At 63.1% G+C, this 13,981-nt stretch carries 13 protein-coding genes; 8 read left to right on the forward strand and 5 right to left on the reverse strand.

Annotation, left to right across the window (positions count from 1 at the left end):
- Window positions 1-105: 105 nt before the first annotated feature.
- Window positions 106-1,470 (reverse strand): NDP-hexose 2,3-dehydratase family protein, encoded by a 1,365-nt coding sequence (locus tag AC1DYJ_RS03735; protein WP_477425952.1) that lies wholly within the window; start codon window positions 1,468-1,470, stop codon window positions 106-108.
- An 81-nt stretch (window positions 1,471-1,551) separates the two neighbouring features.
- Between AC1DYJ_RS03735 and AC1DYJ_RS03740 the strand changes: the two genes are divergently transcribed.
- Window positions 1,552-2,538, forward strand: a complete 987-nt coding sequence (locus AC1DYJ_RS03740) for a glycosyltransferase family 2 protein (RefSeq protein ID WP_477280062.1) — start codon at window positions 1,552-1,554, stop codon at window positions 2,536-2,538.
- Window positions 2,539-2,567: 29 nt separating this feature from the next.
- Here AC1DYJ_RS03740 and AC1DYJ_RS03745 read toward each other — a convergent pair whose 3' ends face one another.
- The gene (locus tag AC1DYJ_RS03745) at window positions 2,568-3,476 is read right to left on the reverse strand and encodes a hydrogen peroxide-inducible genes activator (RefSeq protein WP_477280063.1); all 909 of its coding nucleotides are present in this window, start codon (window positions 3,474-3,476) and stop codon (window positions 2,568-2,570) included.
- A gap of 139 nt (window positions 3,477-3,615) precedes the next feature.
- Here AC1DYJ_RS03745 and katG point away from each other — a divergent pair, with 139 nt between their 5' ends.
- Window positions 3,616-5,811, forward strand: coding sequence for a catalase/peroxidase HPI (katG, locus tag AC1DYJ_RS03750; protein ID WP_477280064.1), 2,196 nt, complete (start codon window positions 3,616-3,618; stop codon window positions 5,809-5,811).
- A gap of 70 nt (window positions 5,812-5,881) precedes the next feature.
- On the opposite strand, the gene AC1DYJ_RS03755 is transcribed toward katG, so the two are convergent.
- Window positions 5,882-6,559 (reverse strand): MIP family channel protein, encoded by a 678-nt coding sequence (locus AC1DYJ_RS03755; RefSeq protein WP_477280065.1) that lies wholly within the window; start codon window positions 6,557-6,559, stop codon window positions 5,882-5,884.
- Window positions 6,560-6,876: 317 nt separating this feature from the next.
- On the opposite strand from AC1DYJ_RS03755, the gene AC1DYJ_RS03760 reads away from it, so the two are divergent.
- From AC1DYJ_RS03760 to AC1DYJ_RS03775, 4 genes are all read left to right on the forward strand, one after another.
- A complete protein-coding gene (locus tag AC1DYJ_RS03760) occupies window positions 6,877-8,166 on the forward strand; it encodes an RsmB/NOP family class I SAM-dependent RNA methyltransferase (RefSeq protein ID WP_477280066.1) in 1,290 nt (429 codons plus the stop codon).
- Between the two features lie 49 nt (window positions 8,167-8,215).
- Window positions 8,216-8,695, forward strand: coding sequence for a TspO/MBR family protein (locus AC1DYJ_RS03765; protein WP_477280067.1), 480 nt, complete (start codon window positions 8,216-8,218; stop codon window positions 8,693-8,695).
- Window positions 8,696-8,886: 191 nt separating this feature from the next.
- The gene (locus AC1DYJ_RS03770) at window positions 8,887-9,345 is read left to right on the forward strand and encodes a PaaI family thioesterase (RefSeq protein ID WP_023686843.1); all 459 of its coding nucleotides are present in this window, start codon (window positions 8,887-8,889) and stop codon (window positions 9,343-9,345) included.
- Window positions 9,345-9,980, forward strand: coding sequence for a 5'-methylthioadenosine/S-adenosylhomocysteine nucleosidase (locus AC1DYJ_RS03775; protein WP_477280068.1), 636 nt, complete (start codon window positions 9,345-9,347; stop codon window positions 9,978-9,980). Before AC1DYJ_RS03770 ends, AC1DYJ_RS03775 begins: the two co-directional genes overlap by 1 nt.
- Window positions 9,981-9,989: 9 nt before the next feature.
- Here the strand turns inward: AC1DYJ_RS03775 and AC1DYJ_RS03780 are convergent, their stop codons facing one another.
- The gene (locus tag AC1DYJ_RS03780; protein ID WP_477280069.1) at window positions 9,990-10,307 is read right to left on the reverse strand and encodes a hypothetical protein; all 318 of its coding nucleotides are present in this window, start codon (window positions 10,305-10,307) and stop codon (window positions 9,990-9,992) included.
- A gap of 84 nt (window positions 10,308-10,391) precedes the next feature.
- Here AC1DYJ_RS03780 and AC1DYJ_RS03785 point away from each other — a divergent pair, with 84 nt between their 5' ends.
- A complete protein-coding gene (locus AC1DYJ_RS03785; RefSeq protein ID WP_477280070.1) occupies window positions 10,392-10,874 on the forward strand; it encodes a MarR family winged helix-turn-helix transcriptional regulator in 483 nt (160 codons plus the stop codon).
- Window positions 10,875-10,929: 55 nt separating this feature from the next.
- On the forward strand, window positions 10,930-12,507 hold the full coding sequence (gene guaA, locus AC1DYJ_RS03790) for a glutamine-hydrolyzing GMP synthase (RefSeq protein WP_477280071.1): 1,578 nt from the start codon (window positions 10,930-10,932) through the stop codon (window positions 12,505-12,507).
- Between the two features lie 321 nt (window positions 12,508-12,828).
- On the opposite strand, the gene AC1DYJ_RS03795 is transcribed toward guaA, so the two are convergent.
- On the reverse strand, window positions 12,829-13,929 hold the full coding sequence (locus AC1DYJ_RS03795; RefSeq protein WP_477280072.1) for an alcohol dehydrogenase family protein: 1,101 nt from the start codon (window positions 13,927-13,929) through the stop codon (window positions 12,829-12,831).
- Window positions 13,930-13,981 lie beyond the last annotated feature (52 nt).

A 13,981-nucleotide genomic window follows, 5' to 3' on the forward strand; every position in this document is an offset into this window, starting at 1 on the left:
ATCTGGCATGGCGCTGGCCGGCTTCGCAGCCATTTCCGGAATGAGCACGGACGAGAAGCTAGGCCCCGCCCTACGATGTTGTTGCCGCGCGCAAGACAGCGTGACTCAAGCTTTCCACAAATACGGCAGCAGCAGCGACAGGACGCTGCGCGCTTCATTGGTCAACGCGCCGGAAATCTTCAGAAGCTTGCGTATCTGCGACAGCGTCGCCCACGAGGCCGCCGGGCCATCGCGGCATTCCAACCCGTCAGGTAGCTCGACGACGCGGTAGCGCACACGGTTGTGGTCGAAACGGCCGCCTTCGTCCGATGCCCAGACGTCAGCGTGTACGATGCCCTCTTCGATGAGTTCCACGAGCGGCCGCTGAAAAGGGTCGCGCAAATGCTCCGTGGCGGTCAACTGCAGGGTCGGGCCGAATTGAACGCCTTCACGAAAACCGATCTCCGCGGCATGCCRCAACAGGAAGTGCAGCACACCGCCGCGCCGCTGGCACACCATCACCACATCCACGGCATGGAAGTCCGACAGCAGCGGCTGATCCCATCGTGGCACCTCGCGATCGAGTGCCTGGATGCGATGATATCCGACACGAAACCGGCTACGACCTTCGTCAGCGATCTCGCTGTCCTCGAAAATCCAGCCGGATATGCTGTCGATGGGGACAGGGCGGAGAACAATCGATGCGGACGCGCGGGCGGCAGATAGCCTGTCCAGCAGGTCGTCGAAATTATGCACGGCCTTGTCGTCTTGCGCCTCATGCGATGTGAAGAGATCCGCACCGAAATTGCCAGCACCGCGCGCGAATGAAAACGGCGACCGGTCCGGGCCAAGCGATTCCCATGGACTGGCGACCAACACCGAGCGTGCGTCTGTATTGATGACGTAGTCATGGTGGAGCAACGCAAGCAATGACTCCATGCCGCACCATCGCCAAGCCTCGCCGGCCGGCGCAGGACCGGAGCCGGCGATTTCGCGCGTCGCATTGCGGTTGTATTTTGCCAGAAAACGCGTCCCTTGCTCGGACTGCAGCTGATCGCTGGTCGTGTCGGTCGCGCTGTCAAAATACTCGAGATAGCGCGTCGGCGCTCCACCATGGAGCCTGTTGTGATTGCTGAGCGTCGCCTGGACGGTTGGCGCCAGTTGCGCCGCGCCGACATTTCCAGGCTCTGTCTTGGCCTGAACCAAGACGTCGTATTGCCCATCCATCTGCCGTAACAGGAAAGCAAGCGTTCCCACCTCGGGCTGGTCGATGATAGGTTGACTTTGGGTGTTGACGGCGGGGGAGGCAGATGCGGCCTTTATGCCGACAACGCTGAAAAATCGCCTGGTGGAATGCTCGATGCGCCCGTCCGCCAAGCGCCATGCGCGGCACTGGGAAAGCGGGATGCGTTCATAGTGAAAAGCACTCAGGGATAGCTGCTTTGATCGCCAGTCGAGAATCTGCTCAACCGAATCCAGCCTGTCCTGCATCTGTTTTCTCAATCCCTGGGCGGGCTGGTTACCACACTGAGAGATACAGGAACAAGAATGGTACTTGGCCAGGATCGAGCGATGCGCGACGGTGAGATAACGTTCGTCGTGGCGACGTATAATCGCCCCGACACGTTGGCGATCGCCATGCGCTCAGTCCAACGCCAGACAGATCAGGGCTGGCGGGTGCTCGTCGTCGGCGACAATTGCGCGCCGGAGACCGAAGCCGTGGTGCGCTCGATGGCCGATCTGCGTTTCTCGTATCTCAACCTGCAAAAGCGTTTTGGTCATCAATCCGGGCCTAACTCGGTAGGGGGCCTTCTCGCCGGGACACCGCTCCTTGCCTACCTCAACCATGACGACATATTGCTGCCGGATCACATAGCGCGGGCAAGGGCGAAACTCAGCGCGGGCTCTGATTTTTTCGTTGGCGCAGCCCTTTTTGCCGAAGATAGCTCCAGCGAGGCGATGGATTCGCCGGTGCCGCTCTTTACGCGAATGTCCGGCGCTGACCGGGTCGACTACGACGTTTGCGATCGCAACCACTATTTGTTTGAGCCCGCCAGCGCCTGGATTTTCGACCGTGGCATTGTCGAGCGAATAGGTCTGTGGGCTCACCCGTTGACGGTCCATCGTCCGCCACTGCAGGATTTCGTGATGCGAGCCTGGCGTGCCGGCGCACGTTTCGCATTCGAAGATACACCGACAGTGTTGAAGATCGTGACCTATAGTGGGAGAGGCTCTCCAGGCGGCACTTATGCGGTCGCAAGCCCCCAGCATCAGGTGTTGGAGGCCCTTTTATCCGGCAAGGATGCGGATGAGCAGCGCCAAATCGCGATGGCCGCGGCCAATGAACCCCAACCCGATCGGCGCAAACCGGCCCGTATTTCTGCCGCGCTCTACCGTCTGACGGGTATCGATCCAACGGCGTTGCGCAGCCGCCTTGCAGGGAAAACGGCCGGCAAAGGTTTTCTGGTGACTTCGATCCGCAGGACATCGCGTCCGCTGCCACCAGCGGAGGGTTATGCGTTGCATGTCGCCGACGAAGTTGAGAGGGCCAGGCAATAGCTGCGCTACGTGACGGGATGATTTGGCATTTACGCCGCCAGCACCGCCTGATCCAGCCCGCGAATGATCTTGGCCAGTTCCACGCACTCATCATGCCGCACCTTGTTGCGGCGCCAGGCCAGGCAGATCGTGCGTTGCGGCATCGGCTCCTGGAATGGCACGATCTTCAGGTCCGGCATGGCGCTGGCCGGCCTTGCCGCCATTTCCGGGATCAGCGTGACGCCCAGCCCATGCGCCACCATCTGCAACAGCGTCGTCAGGCTGGTGGCGCCGTAGCTTGCCATCGCCACCGGCCGCACGCTGCCGCACAGCGCAAGCGCCTGTTCGCGCAGGCAGTGGCCTTCCTCCAAAAGCATCAGCCGCTCCAGCGCCGGGCTTTCCGGCGGCACCGGCGGCGACGCGAAGGCGGGATCGCCTGACGGCACGGCAAGGAAGAAGCGGTCGGCGAACAGCGCCTCGGTGACCAGGCCTGGCTGGTCGAGTGGCAGCGCGGCGATGAAAGCGTCGAGCCGTCCCGTCGCCGTGTCCTCGACCAGCGATGACGTCACCGCTTCGCGCAGTTCGAGCTGCAAAGCCGGAAAATGCCGCTTCAGCTCCGGCAGCACATGCGGCAAAAGATACGGCGCCACCGTCGGGATGATGCCCAGCCGGAAGCGCCCTTCCATGGCCGGGCGGCCGCGCCGCGCCGTCGTTTCGACCTCGCTGATATCGCGCAGGATGCGCTCGATGCGTGGCAGCAGCGACTGCGCTTCCTCAGTCATCCGCACCGTCTTGCCGCCGCGTTCGAACAGCCGGCAGCTCAGCCTTTGTTCCATCTCCGCGATCTGTGCGGACAGCGCCGGCTGGCTGACGCCGGCGAGCTTTGCAGCGCGGCCGAAATGCAGCGTTTGCGCCAAAGCCTCGAAATATTGCATCTGCCGGACGGTGAGACCAATCATAAGGAAAACCTATCGCAACAAACAGGAAAGGCAATTTGTTTTTATCGAAGAGACGGCCTAGTCTGGAATTGTTCCAGAGTGGCGCGGCTCCCGGCCGGCCCGGAAAACCAACCAGAAAATCAGCACTTCGGAGGCTAAGATGGACGCGAACACCGACGACAACAGCGCCGGCAAATGCCCGGTCGCGCATGGAACCTCCGGCAGGACCAACCGTGACTGGTGGCCGAACCAGCTCGACATCAGCGTCCTCCACCAGCAGTCGAACCTTTCGGACCCGATGGGCGAAGCCTTTGACTATGCCGAGGAGTTCAAGACCCTCGACCTCGACGCGGTGATCAAGGACCTGCACAAGGTGATGACCGATTCGCAGGATTGGTGGCCGGCCGATTTCGGCCATTACGGCCCGCTGTTCATTCGCATGGCCTGGCACAGCGCCGGCACCTATCGCATCGGCGACGGCCGCGGTGGCGCAGGTGCGGGCCAGCAGCGTTTCGCGCCGCTGAACAGCTGGCCGGACAACGCCAATCTCGACAAGGCCCGCCGGCTTCTGTGGCCGATCAAGCAGAAATACGGCCGCAAGATTTCCTGGGCCGACCTGTTGATCCTCACCGGCAACGTCGCGCTGGAATCGATGGGCTTCAAGACTTTTGGTTTTGCCGGCGGCCGCGTCGATGTCTGGGAGCCCGAGCAGGACGTCAACTGGGGTTCGGAAACCAAGTGGCTCGACGACAAGCGCTATTCCGGTGACCGTGAACTGCATGGCCATCTCGGTGCCGTGCAGATGGGCCTGATCTACGTCAACCCCGAAGGCCCGAACGGCAAGCCCGATCCGCTGGCCTCGGCGCGCGATATCCGCGAGACCTTCGGGCGCATGGCGATGAACGACGAAGAGACGGTGGCGCTGATCGCCGGCGGCCATACCTTCGGCAAGACCCATGGCGCCGGTGATGCAGCCCTTGTCGGCGCCGAGCCGGAAGGCGCCGGCATCGAGGCGCAAGGCCTCGGCTGGTCGAGCAAGCATGCGTCAGGCATTGCCGGCGATGCGATCACTTCGGGCCTCGAAGTCACCTGGACGACGACGCCGACCAAGTGGAGCAACAACTTCTTCGACAATCTGTTCAACTTCGAATGGGAGCTGACCAAGAGCCCCGCCGGCGCCCATCAGTGGACGCCGAAAGGCGGTTCTGGCGCTGTTACGGTGCCCGACGCCCACAATCCGGGCAAGCGTCATGCGCCGGCCATGCTCACCACCGACCTCGCGCTTCGTGCCGACCCGGCCTATGAGAAGATCTCGCGGCGTTTCCATGAGCATCCCGAGCAGTTCGCCGATGCCTTCGCTCGCGCCTGGTACAAGCTCACCCACCGCGACATGGGTCCGGTTGTTCGCTACCTCGGCCCGTTGGTGCCGAAGGAAGAGCTGATCTGGCAAGATCCGGTGCCGGCCGTCGACCATGAACTGGTCAGCGACCAGGATATCGCTTCCCTGAAGGCCAAGATCCTGGCTTCGGGCCTCACCGTTTCCCAGCTGGTTTCGACTGCCTGGGCCTCGGCCTCGACCTTCCGCAACTCCGACAAGCGCGGCGGCGCCAATGGCGCGCGCATTCGTTTGGCGCCGCAGAAGGACTGGGAGGTCAACCAGCCGGCGGAACTCGCCAAGGTGCTGGCGAAGCTCGAGGCCATCCAGAAGGAGTTCAGCGTAGGCGGCAAGAAGGTCTCGCTGGCCGACCTCATCGTGCTCGGCGGTGTCGCCGCGGTCGAGAAGGCGGCGACGGATGGCGGCAACGCGGTGAAGGTTCCGTTCACGCCGGGCCGCACCGACGCCTCGCAGGCGCAGACCGACGTTCATTCCTTCGCCGCGCTTGAGCCGAAGGTGGATGGCTTCCGCAATTATGTCGGCGGCAAGCTGCCGATGTCGGTCGAAGCGTTGCTGATCGACCGCGCGCAACTGCTCAACCTGACGGCGCCGGAGATGTCGGTGCTGGTTGCCGGCCTTCGCGTGCTCGGCGCCAACGCCGGCGGCTCGAAGCATGGCGTGCTCACCGACAGGCCGGGCACGCTGACGAATGACTTCTTCGTCAATCTGCTCTCGATGGCGACAGTCTGGGATCCGGCCTCTGAGCCGGGCTCGCACGAGGTCTACGAAGCGCGCGACCGCAAGACCAAGGCGGTCAAATGGACGGCCACCCGCGCTGACCTGATCTTCGGTTCGCACGCGCAGTTGCGCGCGCTGGCCGAGGTCTACGGGTCGGCGGACGCCGGGCCGAAATTCGTCGGCGATTTCGTCAAGGCGTGGACCAAGGTGATGAACGCCGATCGCTTCGACATCGCTCGCTGATCGCATTACCTCCCAAGCAAAAAGGCGCGGGCCGAGGCCCGCGCCTTTTTGTTTTTGCAGGCTTCGAAAATCAGTCCTTTTCGAAGATGCGGGCCTTTGCGACAATGCCGGCAATCGCGCCGCCGAGCAGCGGGGCGACGATGAACAGCCAGAGCTGGCTGAGCGCTGCGCCACCGGTAAACAGCGCCGGGCCGATCGAACGCGCCGGATTGACCGAGGTGCCGGTCACCGGGATCATGGCGAAGTGCAGCCCCGCGAGCGTCAGGCCGATGACCAGGCCGGCAAACGCCGTCGAGTGTTTTTCAGCGGTGACGCCGAGGATGACGGTGACGAAGGTGAAGGTTCCGATCAGCTCCCACAGGAAGGCCGAGCTCATCCCCCATTTCGCCACGTCCCAGCCATTGGCGCCGAAGCCGGTTGTGTGTCCGCCGGTCTGGCCGGAGACAATGATCCACAGCGCCAGCGAGGCCAGGATGGCGCCGATGACCTGTGCGATCCAGTAAGGGATGACATCCTTGGCCGGCAGACGGCCGGCGACGAAGACGCCGAGCGTGACCGCCGGGTTGAGATGCGCGCCGGAAATCGGTCCGACCGCATAGGCCGCCGCAATCAGGCCGATGCCGAACGCCAGGCCGATGGCTTCCTGGCCAAGCGGCAGGTCGGCCAGAAAGCCGCCCGTCGCCACCGACGCCGTGCCGATGAACACCAACAGAAATGTCCCTAGAACTTCCGCAAGATACGTTTTCATTGCCCTCTCCTCGTATCGATCCGCGGGTTCGCGTTTTCTGCGCCGCGAATCATGGAGCAGAGAGTATTCTCAACGCAAAAGCTTGGAAAGCAGAGCAGTTGCGCCACAGGCCATGCTTGCGGCAGCCAGTTTTCCAACATTAGAGACCCTGCATCTATTTGGGAATTTGTTGTCGCCGGCGGGCGGACATTTGCCAGCCGGGGAAATTCGCCGACCGCGATCACAAGGGCCTTGTCGCCGCGAAATTCAAGTGGGGTTCAATCTCGACGTGAAAGGCTCTAAGAGCAGCCGGGAAGCTTCTTTGGATGGAATAACGAATGCGACTGGGCGGACGGCTGGCGGCAGCCATCGAAGTGCTGGAAGACATTGGCCGGCGTCACCGGCCGGTGGCCGATGCGCTGAAGGATTGGGGCCTGTCGCATCGCTTCGCCGGCGGCGGCGACCGCGCGGCGATCGGCAACATCGTCTACGACGCGCTGCGCCACAAGCGTTCCGCCGGCTGGCTGCTCGGTGAAGACACGCCGCGCGCCATCGGCTTCGGTGCGCTGCTCATCGAATGGGGCCAGACGGCGCAATCGCTCAACCAGGCGCTCGACGGCGACAAGTTCGCGCCGCCGCTGCTCAGCGCCGCCGAGTTGCAGGCGCTGGCCGAACGCCGCCCTGATGACGCGCCGGAGGCCGTGCGGGCGGACGTACCCGACTGGTGTGAACCGCTCTTCGAACGAGCCTTTGGCGCGGACTGGGTCGCGGAAGGCGCAGCGCTCGCCACCCGCCCGCCGCTCGACATCAGGGTCAACACGCTTCAGGCCGATCGCGCCAAAGTGTTGGCGGAACTCGCCGACACCGGCGCCAAACCGGCTGCTATCGCGCTGCAAGGCATTCGCATTCCGCCGATCGACGGCGATGGCCGGCATCCGAACGTGCAGGCCGAGCCAGCCTTCCAGAAAGGCTGGTACGAGGTCCAGGACGAGGGCTCGCAGATCGTCGCCGCACTCGCCGGGGCGCAATCTGGCATGCAGGTGCTCGACTTCTGCGCCGGCGCCGGCGGCAAGACGCTGGCGCTGTCGGCGGCGATGGCCAACAAAGGCCAGGTTTTCGCCCACGACGCCGAAAAGGCGCGGCTGGCGCCGATCTTCGACCGCATCCGCCGGTCGGAAAACCGCAACGTCCAGGTGGTCACCAAGCCGGCCGAACTTAGCCCCCTCGCGGGCCATATGGACATTGTGCTGGTCGATGCGCCCTGCACCGGCAGCGGCACCTGGCGGCGCCGTCCCGATGCCAAGTGGCGGCTGACCCAGAGACAGCTCGACGCCCGCAAGGGCGAGCAGTCGGCGATCCTCGATGCCGCCAAGGCCTACGTCAAACCCGGCGGCCTTTTGGTCTACATCACCTGTTCGGTGTTCGACGAGGAGAATGGCGAACAGATCTCCGGCTTCCGCGAGCGGCACAAAGGTTTTGTTCCGGTCGACCATCGCACACTCTGGGACGTCCATTTTCCCGGCCACGCGGCGGCCGCGCGGATCGGCAAGACAAGCGACATCTCGCTGTCGCCGGCGCTCAGTGGCACCGACGGGTTCTACTTCTGCGCGCTGCGCCGGGCGAATTGACGCTGCCGTTGACAGGCTGACATAGCGCCCCAGTTGCAGATGCGCGGCGTTGGGCCGCCATCACGGGGTAGAATTCTTGCAAAGATATCTGTCGTTTCTGCTTTTCCTCCTTCTGGTGCTCGGCGGCGGCCTGCTGATCGGCTACGCGACGCTGCCGGGCGCCTGGTATGCATCTCTCATCAAGCCGCCCTTCAACCCGCCCAATTGGGTCTTCGCACCGGCGTGGACAATTCTCTATGTCCTGATCGCCGTGGCCGGCTGGAGGACCTGGCTGCGGGAACCGGCGGGCGCGGCGATGAAGATCTGGGTCGTCCAGCTTGTGCTGAACTTTTGTTGGTCGCCGACCTTCTTCGGTGCCAAACTGATGGGGCCGGCGCTTTTGGTGATACTGGCTCTTCTCGCCACCATTGTTCTGTTCATCGCCAAAGTCTGGAACCGCGACCGGGCTTCCGGTTGGTTGTTTGTCCCTTACGCGGCATGGGTCGCCTTCGCCACCTTGCTCAACGCGTCGCTTCTCCTGCTGAACTAATGCATGTCGCTCAAAAGTGGTCCTGGTTTTGAGAGAACGACATGCATCAAAACAAAAGACTTAAGCGCGTCGCATGATTCCCGTATCAGCGCGACGCGCTTAAGTCGCTTTTGTTGCAGTGCAGCAAAAGCATTTGCCTGATCTTGCGGCGTCTGCGATAAGCTTTTCGCAGAAAAATCAGGGCGATGGCCATGGCAGCAAAGATCGTACCGGCTCCCGACTATGAGGATCGCGTCAGGGCGTCCTTCGCGCGCCAGCAGGCCATGGCGACGATCGGCGCCGAACTGACGCTGGTGACGCCAGGCATCATCGAGATCGAAATGCCCTATTCGGCGGCTCTCACCCAGCAACATGGTTTCCTCCATGCCGGCGTGATTTCGACGGCATTGGACTCGGCCTGCGGCTATGCCGCCTTTTCATTGATGCCGGAAAATTCCGGCGTGCTGACCATCGAGTTCAAGGTCAATCTGCTGGCGCCGGGCAGGGGCGAGCGCTTCCTCTTCCGGGGCTCGGTGACCAAGCCCGGCCGCACCATCATCGTTGCCGACGGTCAGGCCTATGCCTTTGCCGCCGACGGCGAGGCCAAGCTCATTGCGACGATGACGGGGACGATGATGACGGTGGTGGGCCGTGATGGGATCGCTGGCTGATGGTCAAAGTTACGCGCATTGGCGGCAAGGATGTGCTCTTCGTCATGGCGGCGCAGGCAGAATACGGTCCGCATCTGCAAAAACTGTTCACGCCGCTGATGACGGGTGTCGGCCCGGTCGAGGCAGGTGTGCGGCTCGGCGCCGAACTGTCCCGGCTGAAGTCTGAAAAGACGCTGCCCGATCTCGTCGTCTCGCTCGGCTCCGCCGGCAGCCGCACGCTGGAACAGACCGAAATCTACCAGGCGATCTCGGTCAGCTATCGCGATATCGACGCCTCGCCGCTCGGCTTCGAGAAGGGCGCGACGCCGTTTCTCGACCTGCCGGTGACCGTGCCGCTGCCATTAAAGATTCCGGGTATCAGGCAAGCGTCGCTGTCGACCGGCGGCGCCATCATCAGCGGCGATGCCTACAATGCAATTGGCGCCGACATGGTCGACATGGAGACCTTCGCCTGCCTGCGTGCCTGCCAGCTGTTCGATATCCCGTTGATTGGCCTGCGCGGCATTTCCGACGGCGCGGCTGACCTGCGGCATGTCGGTGACTGGACCGAATATCTGCATGTCATCGACGAGAAGCTGGCGGATGCGGTCGGGCTGCTCGATCAGGCGATCGGTGACGGTTTGCTTGGCGCCTGACTGTACCGATCAGGCCGCCAGGCTGGCAGGATCGCCGAAATCGATGCGCGAGATGCGCCCGCGCACAGTGCCGGTGGCATCGACATAGTCGATGGCTCCCGGCGTGTGCTCGAGTTTCCAGGCGCCGGCCGGGCCATTCGCCCATTCGACCTTGTAGCCGTCTTCCAGCAGGTCCCATTGTCCATGGAAGCGGCTGCCGTCCGGCAAAAGCATATGCGCGCGGTCGACGGTTTCGTAGTGGATGAATGCGCTCTTGCCGCCCATGTCGATGACATGCGTGGTGCCGATCATGATAATGGCCAGCGTGTCCTTGTTTAGAATTGTCATTGTCCGAGGTCCCAGGTTTGAGTTCGAAAACGGTCGACGCGGTGAAGATCGTCAAGTATCTTGACTATATGGAGCGCCAGAGGAATGGTCAAGGAGCTTGACGAAAAAACCAAAGCGCTGCCCGATCACGTCGGTTGGCGCCTGTGGCAGGCGAGCCGCGCCTGGCAGGCCGAATTCGCCGCTGCGATGCGCGCCGCCGGCCATGGCTGGTTCACCGAAGCGCGCGCTGGGCTGCTCGGGCATATCTCTCGCGACGGCGTTCGCCAGGCTGCGCTGATCGATCGCTCGGCGATTTCCAAGCAGGCGGTCCAGCAATTGCTCGACGGGCTGGAGGCGGAAGGCGTGGTACAGCGCCTGCCTGATCCGCGCGACGGGCGCGGCAAGCTTGTCGGCTACACAAGCAAGGGCCTGGACGCCTTGCGCGACGGTGACCGCATCAAGCTTGAGATCGAACGGCGCTATGTCGGGCGCATCGGCCAGCAGCGCTTCGCGGCGCTGATGGATGCCTTGCGAGCCCTCGATGCAGACTCCTCGAATGCCGGTGACAAAGACGCCGAAGTTCCGTAGCGGTGCGGCCTCGCAACCCATTGCGTCGACTCATTTCTTTCTCTAAAGGCTCGCCATGACGACAGCCAATCACTCCGATACCGTCCTGGCCGACACCGTTCTGATCATCGATTTCGGCAGCCAGTTTACGCAGCTCATCGCCCGCCGCATCCGCGAGGCCGGCGTGTTTTCCGAGATCGTGCCGTTCCAATCGGCCGAAGCTGCCTTCAAGCGCATCAATCCCAAAGCCGTGATCCTGTCGGGCGGTCCCGCCTCGACATCGGACATAGGCAGCCCGCGCGCGCCGCAGATCGTCTTCGATGCCGGCGTGCCAGTGCTCGGCATCTGCTACGGCCAGATGGCCATGTGCGTGCAGATGGGCGGCGTCGCCGAAAGCTCCGACCATCGCGAATTCGGCCGCGCCTTCGTCGAGATCGAGAAGGACAGTCCGCTGTTCGAAGGCCTGTGGGCGCCAGGCCAGCGCCACCAGGTGTGGATGAGCCATGGCGACCGCGTCATATCGCTGCCCAAGGGTTTTGAGGTCTTCGGCAAGTCGGAAGGTTCGCCCTTCGCCATCTTCGGCAACGTCGCGCGCAAGATGTACGGCATCATGTTCCACCCCGAAGTGGTGCATACGCCCGACGGCGCCAGGCTGCTCCGCAACTTCGTCCACAACATTGCCGGCATCGAAGGCGACTGGACGATGCGCGCCTACCGCGAGCACGCGGTCGAGGCAATCCGCAAGCAGGTCGGCAAGGGCAAGGTGATCTGCGCACTGTCGGGCGGCGTCGACTCCTCGGTCGCGGCGCTGTTGATCCACGAGGCGGTCGGCGACCAGCTGACCTGCATCCTCGTCGACCATGGCCTGATGCGCAAGGATGAGGCCGCGGGTGTGGTGGCGATGTTCCGCCAGCACTACAATCTGCCGCTGATCCTGGTCGATGCCTCGGAAAAATTCATCTCCGCACTGGAAGGCGAGTCCGACCCGGAGAAGAAGCGCAAGACCATCGGCCGGCTGTTCATCGAAGTGTTCGAGGAAGAGGCGAAAAAGCTCGGCGGCGCCGATTTCCTGGCGCAGGGCACGCTCTATCCCGACGTCATCGAAAGCGTCTCCTTCACCGGCGGCCCGTCGGTGACCATCAAGTCGCACCACAATGTCGGCGGCCTGCCGGCGCGCATGAACATGCAGCTGGTCGAGCCGCTGCGCGAACTGTTCAAGGATGAGGTGAGGGCGCTCGGCAAGGAGCTCGGCCTGCCCGAGAGCTTCATCGGCCGCCATCCTTTCCCAGGCCCTGGCCTCGCCATCCGCTGCCCCGGCGGCATCACCCGCGAAAAGCTGGAGATCCTGCGCGAAGCCGACGCCATCTATCTCGACGAGATCCGCAAGGCCGGGCTCTACGACGCCATCTGGCAGGCCTTCGCCGTGCTGCTGCCGGTGCAGACCGTTGGCGTCATGGGCGACGGCCGCACCTATGAATTCGTCTGCGCGCTGCGCGCCGTCACCTCAGTCGACGGCATGACGGCGGATTTCTACCACTACGACATGGCCTTCCTCGGCGCCGCCGCCACCCGCATCATCAACGAGGTCCGTGGCATCAACCGGGTGGTCTACGACGTGACGTCCAAGCCGCCGGGCACGATCGAGTGGGAGTGAGGGGTATTCGGCGGCTATAGCGTAGTTTCCGCGGCGATTTGCGCTGCCGTTCACCTGTTTCCCGACCCACTCCACGTGGCATTGATCTCCTTCTCAGAATTGGCAAATCTAATCTGCATCCAAGTCTCGGCCTATGTAAAGCGACCTCAGAGGGCGAGAGGGTTCTAGCGTAGAATAGCGTATAATTAGGCGGGTTTGCTTTGTACCCAGCTCGACATCACAGTTCGCCGCTAGCGCGGATACGCGGCGCGATGATCGAAACGTCCCATTCTTGTTCGCCAGAGCCGACATCGGTGCCCACCGCTTGGACGCTCGAAGATCTCAGCTTTCCTCCCAAGCAACGTCCGGGACCACCACCAGCTTCCCGACAAAATCCTTGGCAATGAAGTCGGCCTGCGCTTTGTGGAAATCGGAGAGCCTGTAGACGCCGCCGATCAGGGGCCGGATCCTCTTTTCCTCGATGTAACGCACGATGCGCCGGAAGTCCGCCCGCGTGCCCTGGCTAGAGCCGCGCAGCTGCAACTGTTTCAGGTACATGGTCCGGAGATCGAGCTGCACGACCGGGCCGGCGATGGCGCCTGCGGTGGTGTAGCGGCCTTCGGGTCGGAGAATGCGCAACAGGTCGTTGAAGATCGCGCCGCCCACCAGATCGGCGACTACGTCTATCGGCTGGCCGCCTGTCGCCTCATTAACCGCGGCGGGCAAGTCGGCGACGCCACGGGTGATGACGGCCTCGGCGCCGATGTCGCGTACCGCCTGCTCCTTGCCCTTGCCGACGACTGCATAGGGGATGGCACCGCGCGCCCGTGCCAGCTGCACGATGCCTGAGCCAACGCCGCCCGAGGCACCGGTGACCAGCACGCGCTCGCCGGCTTTCAGCCCGGCACGCTCCAGCATCTGCTCGCCGGTGAGATAGGCGCAGCAGAAGGTGGCGAGGTCTACGTCGCTCATCTCGGTGTCGACGACATGGGCGTTTTCTGCCGGCACCGCTTGGTACTCCGCATAACCGCCGTCACGGCCGTGGCCCATATAGTCAATGTCGGCCAGTGAATCGTCGTCGCGGTTGTAGATGGAGAAATCGACCATCACCCGTTCGCCAATGCGATCCGGCGAAACGCCTTCGCCGACAGCAGCAATGGTGCCGACCGTGTCGGTGCCCTGGATGCGCGGGAAAACAAGCGTGTTGCCCTGGCGCCGCCAGGTCGACACCGCGGCGGCATCCTCCTCGGTCCCATAGGCGCCCTGGCGAACCCACACATCGGTGTTGTTCATGCCGCAAGCGCTGACCTTGACCAGCACCTCACCCGGAGTGGGCACAGGCACTTTCACATCGGTGCGGTAGACGAGTTTTTCCGGACCGCCATGCCCGGTGAGCAGCACTGCGGACATGGTGGCCGGGATGGTTCTTGTTGTGGCGTTCATGGATGGATCTCAAAAGATTGGCAAATACGCTTCTCATGCATCCGTTGACCTG

The sequence above is a fragment of the Mesorhizobium sp. P2_B11 genome (assembly GCF_056404855.1).

What these genes read in the sequence shown, in the direction of transcription:
- AC1DYJ_RS03740 (WP_477280062.1), top strand. Translation starts at nt 1,552, where the DNA reads ATGCGCGACGGTGAGATAACGTTCGTCGTGGCGACGTATAATCGCCCC.
- AC1DYJ_RS03745 (WP_477280063.1), bottom strand. Translation starts at nt 3,476, where the DNA reads ATGATTGGTCTCACCGTCCGGCAGATGCAATATTTCGAGGCTTTGGCG.
- katG (WP_477280064.1), top strand. Translation starts at nt 3,616, where the DNA reads ATGGACGCGAACACCGACGACAACAGCGCCGGCAAATGCCCGGTCGCG.
- AC1DYJ_RS03755 (WP_477280065.1), bottom strand. Translation starts at nt 6,559, where the DNA reads ATGAAAACGTATCTTGCGGAAGTTCTAGGGACATTTCTGTTGGTGTTC.
- AC1DYJ_RS03760 (WP_477280066.1), top strand. Translation starts at nt 6,877, where the DNA reads ATGCGACTGGGCGGACGGCTGGCGGCAGCCATCGAAGTGCTGGAAGAC.
- AC1DYJ_RS03770 (WP_023686843.1), top strand. Translation starts at nt 8,887, where the DNA reads ATGGCAGCAAAGATCGTACCGGCTCCCGACTATGAGGATCGCGTCAGG.
- AC1DYJ_RS03775 (WP_477280068.1), top strand. Translation starts at nt 9,345, where the DNA reads ATGGTCAAAGTTACGCGCATTGGCGGCAAGGATGTGCTCTTCGTCATG.
- AC1DYJ_RS03780 (WP_477280069.1), bottom strand. Translation starts at nt 10,307, where the DNA reads ATGACAATTCTAAACAAGGACACGCTGGCCATTATCATGATCGGCACC.
- AC1DYJ_RS03785 (WP_477280070.1), top strand. Translation starts at nt 10,392, where the DNA reads ATGGTCAAGGAGCTTGACGAAAAAACCAAAGCGCTGCCCGATCACGTC.
- guaA (WP_477280071.1), top strand. Translation starts at nt 10,930, where the DNA reads ATGACGACAGCCAATCACTCCGATACCGTCCTGGCCGACACCGTTCTG.
- AC1DYJ_RS03795 (WP_477280072.1), bottom strand. Translation starts at nt 13,929, where the DNA reads ATGAACGCCACAACAAGAACCATCCCGGCCACCATGTCCGCAGTGCTG.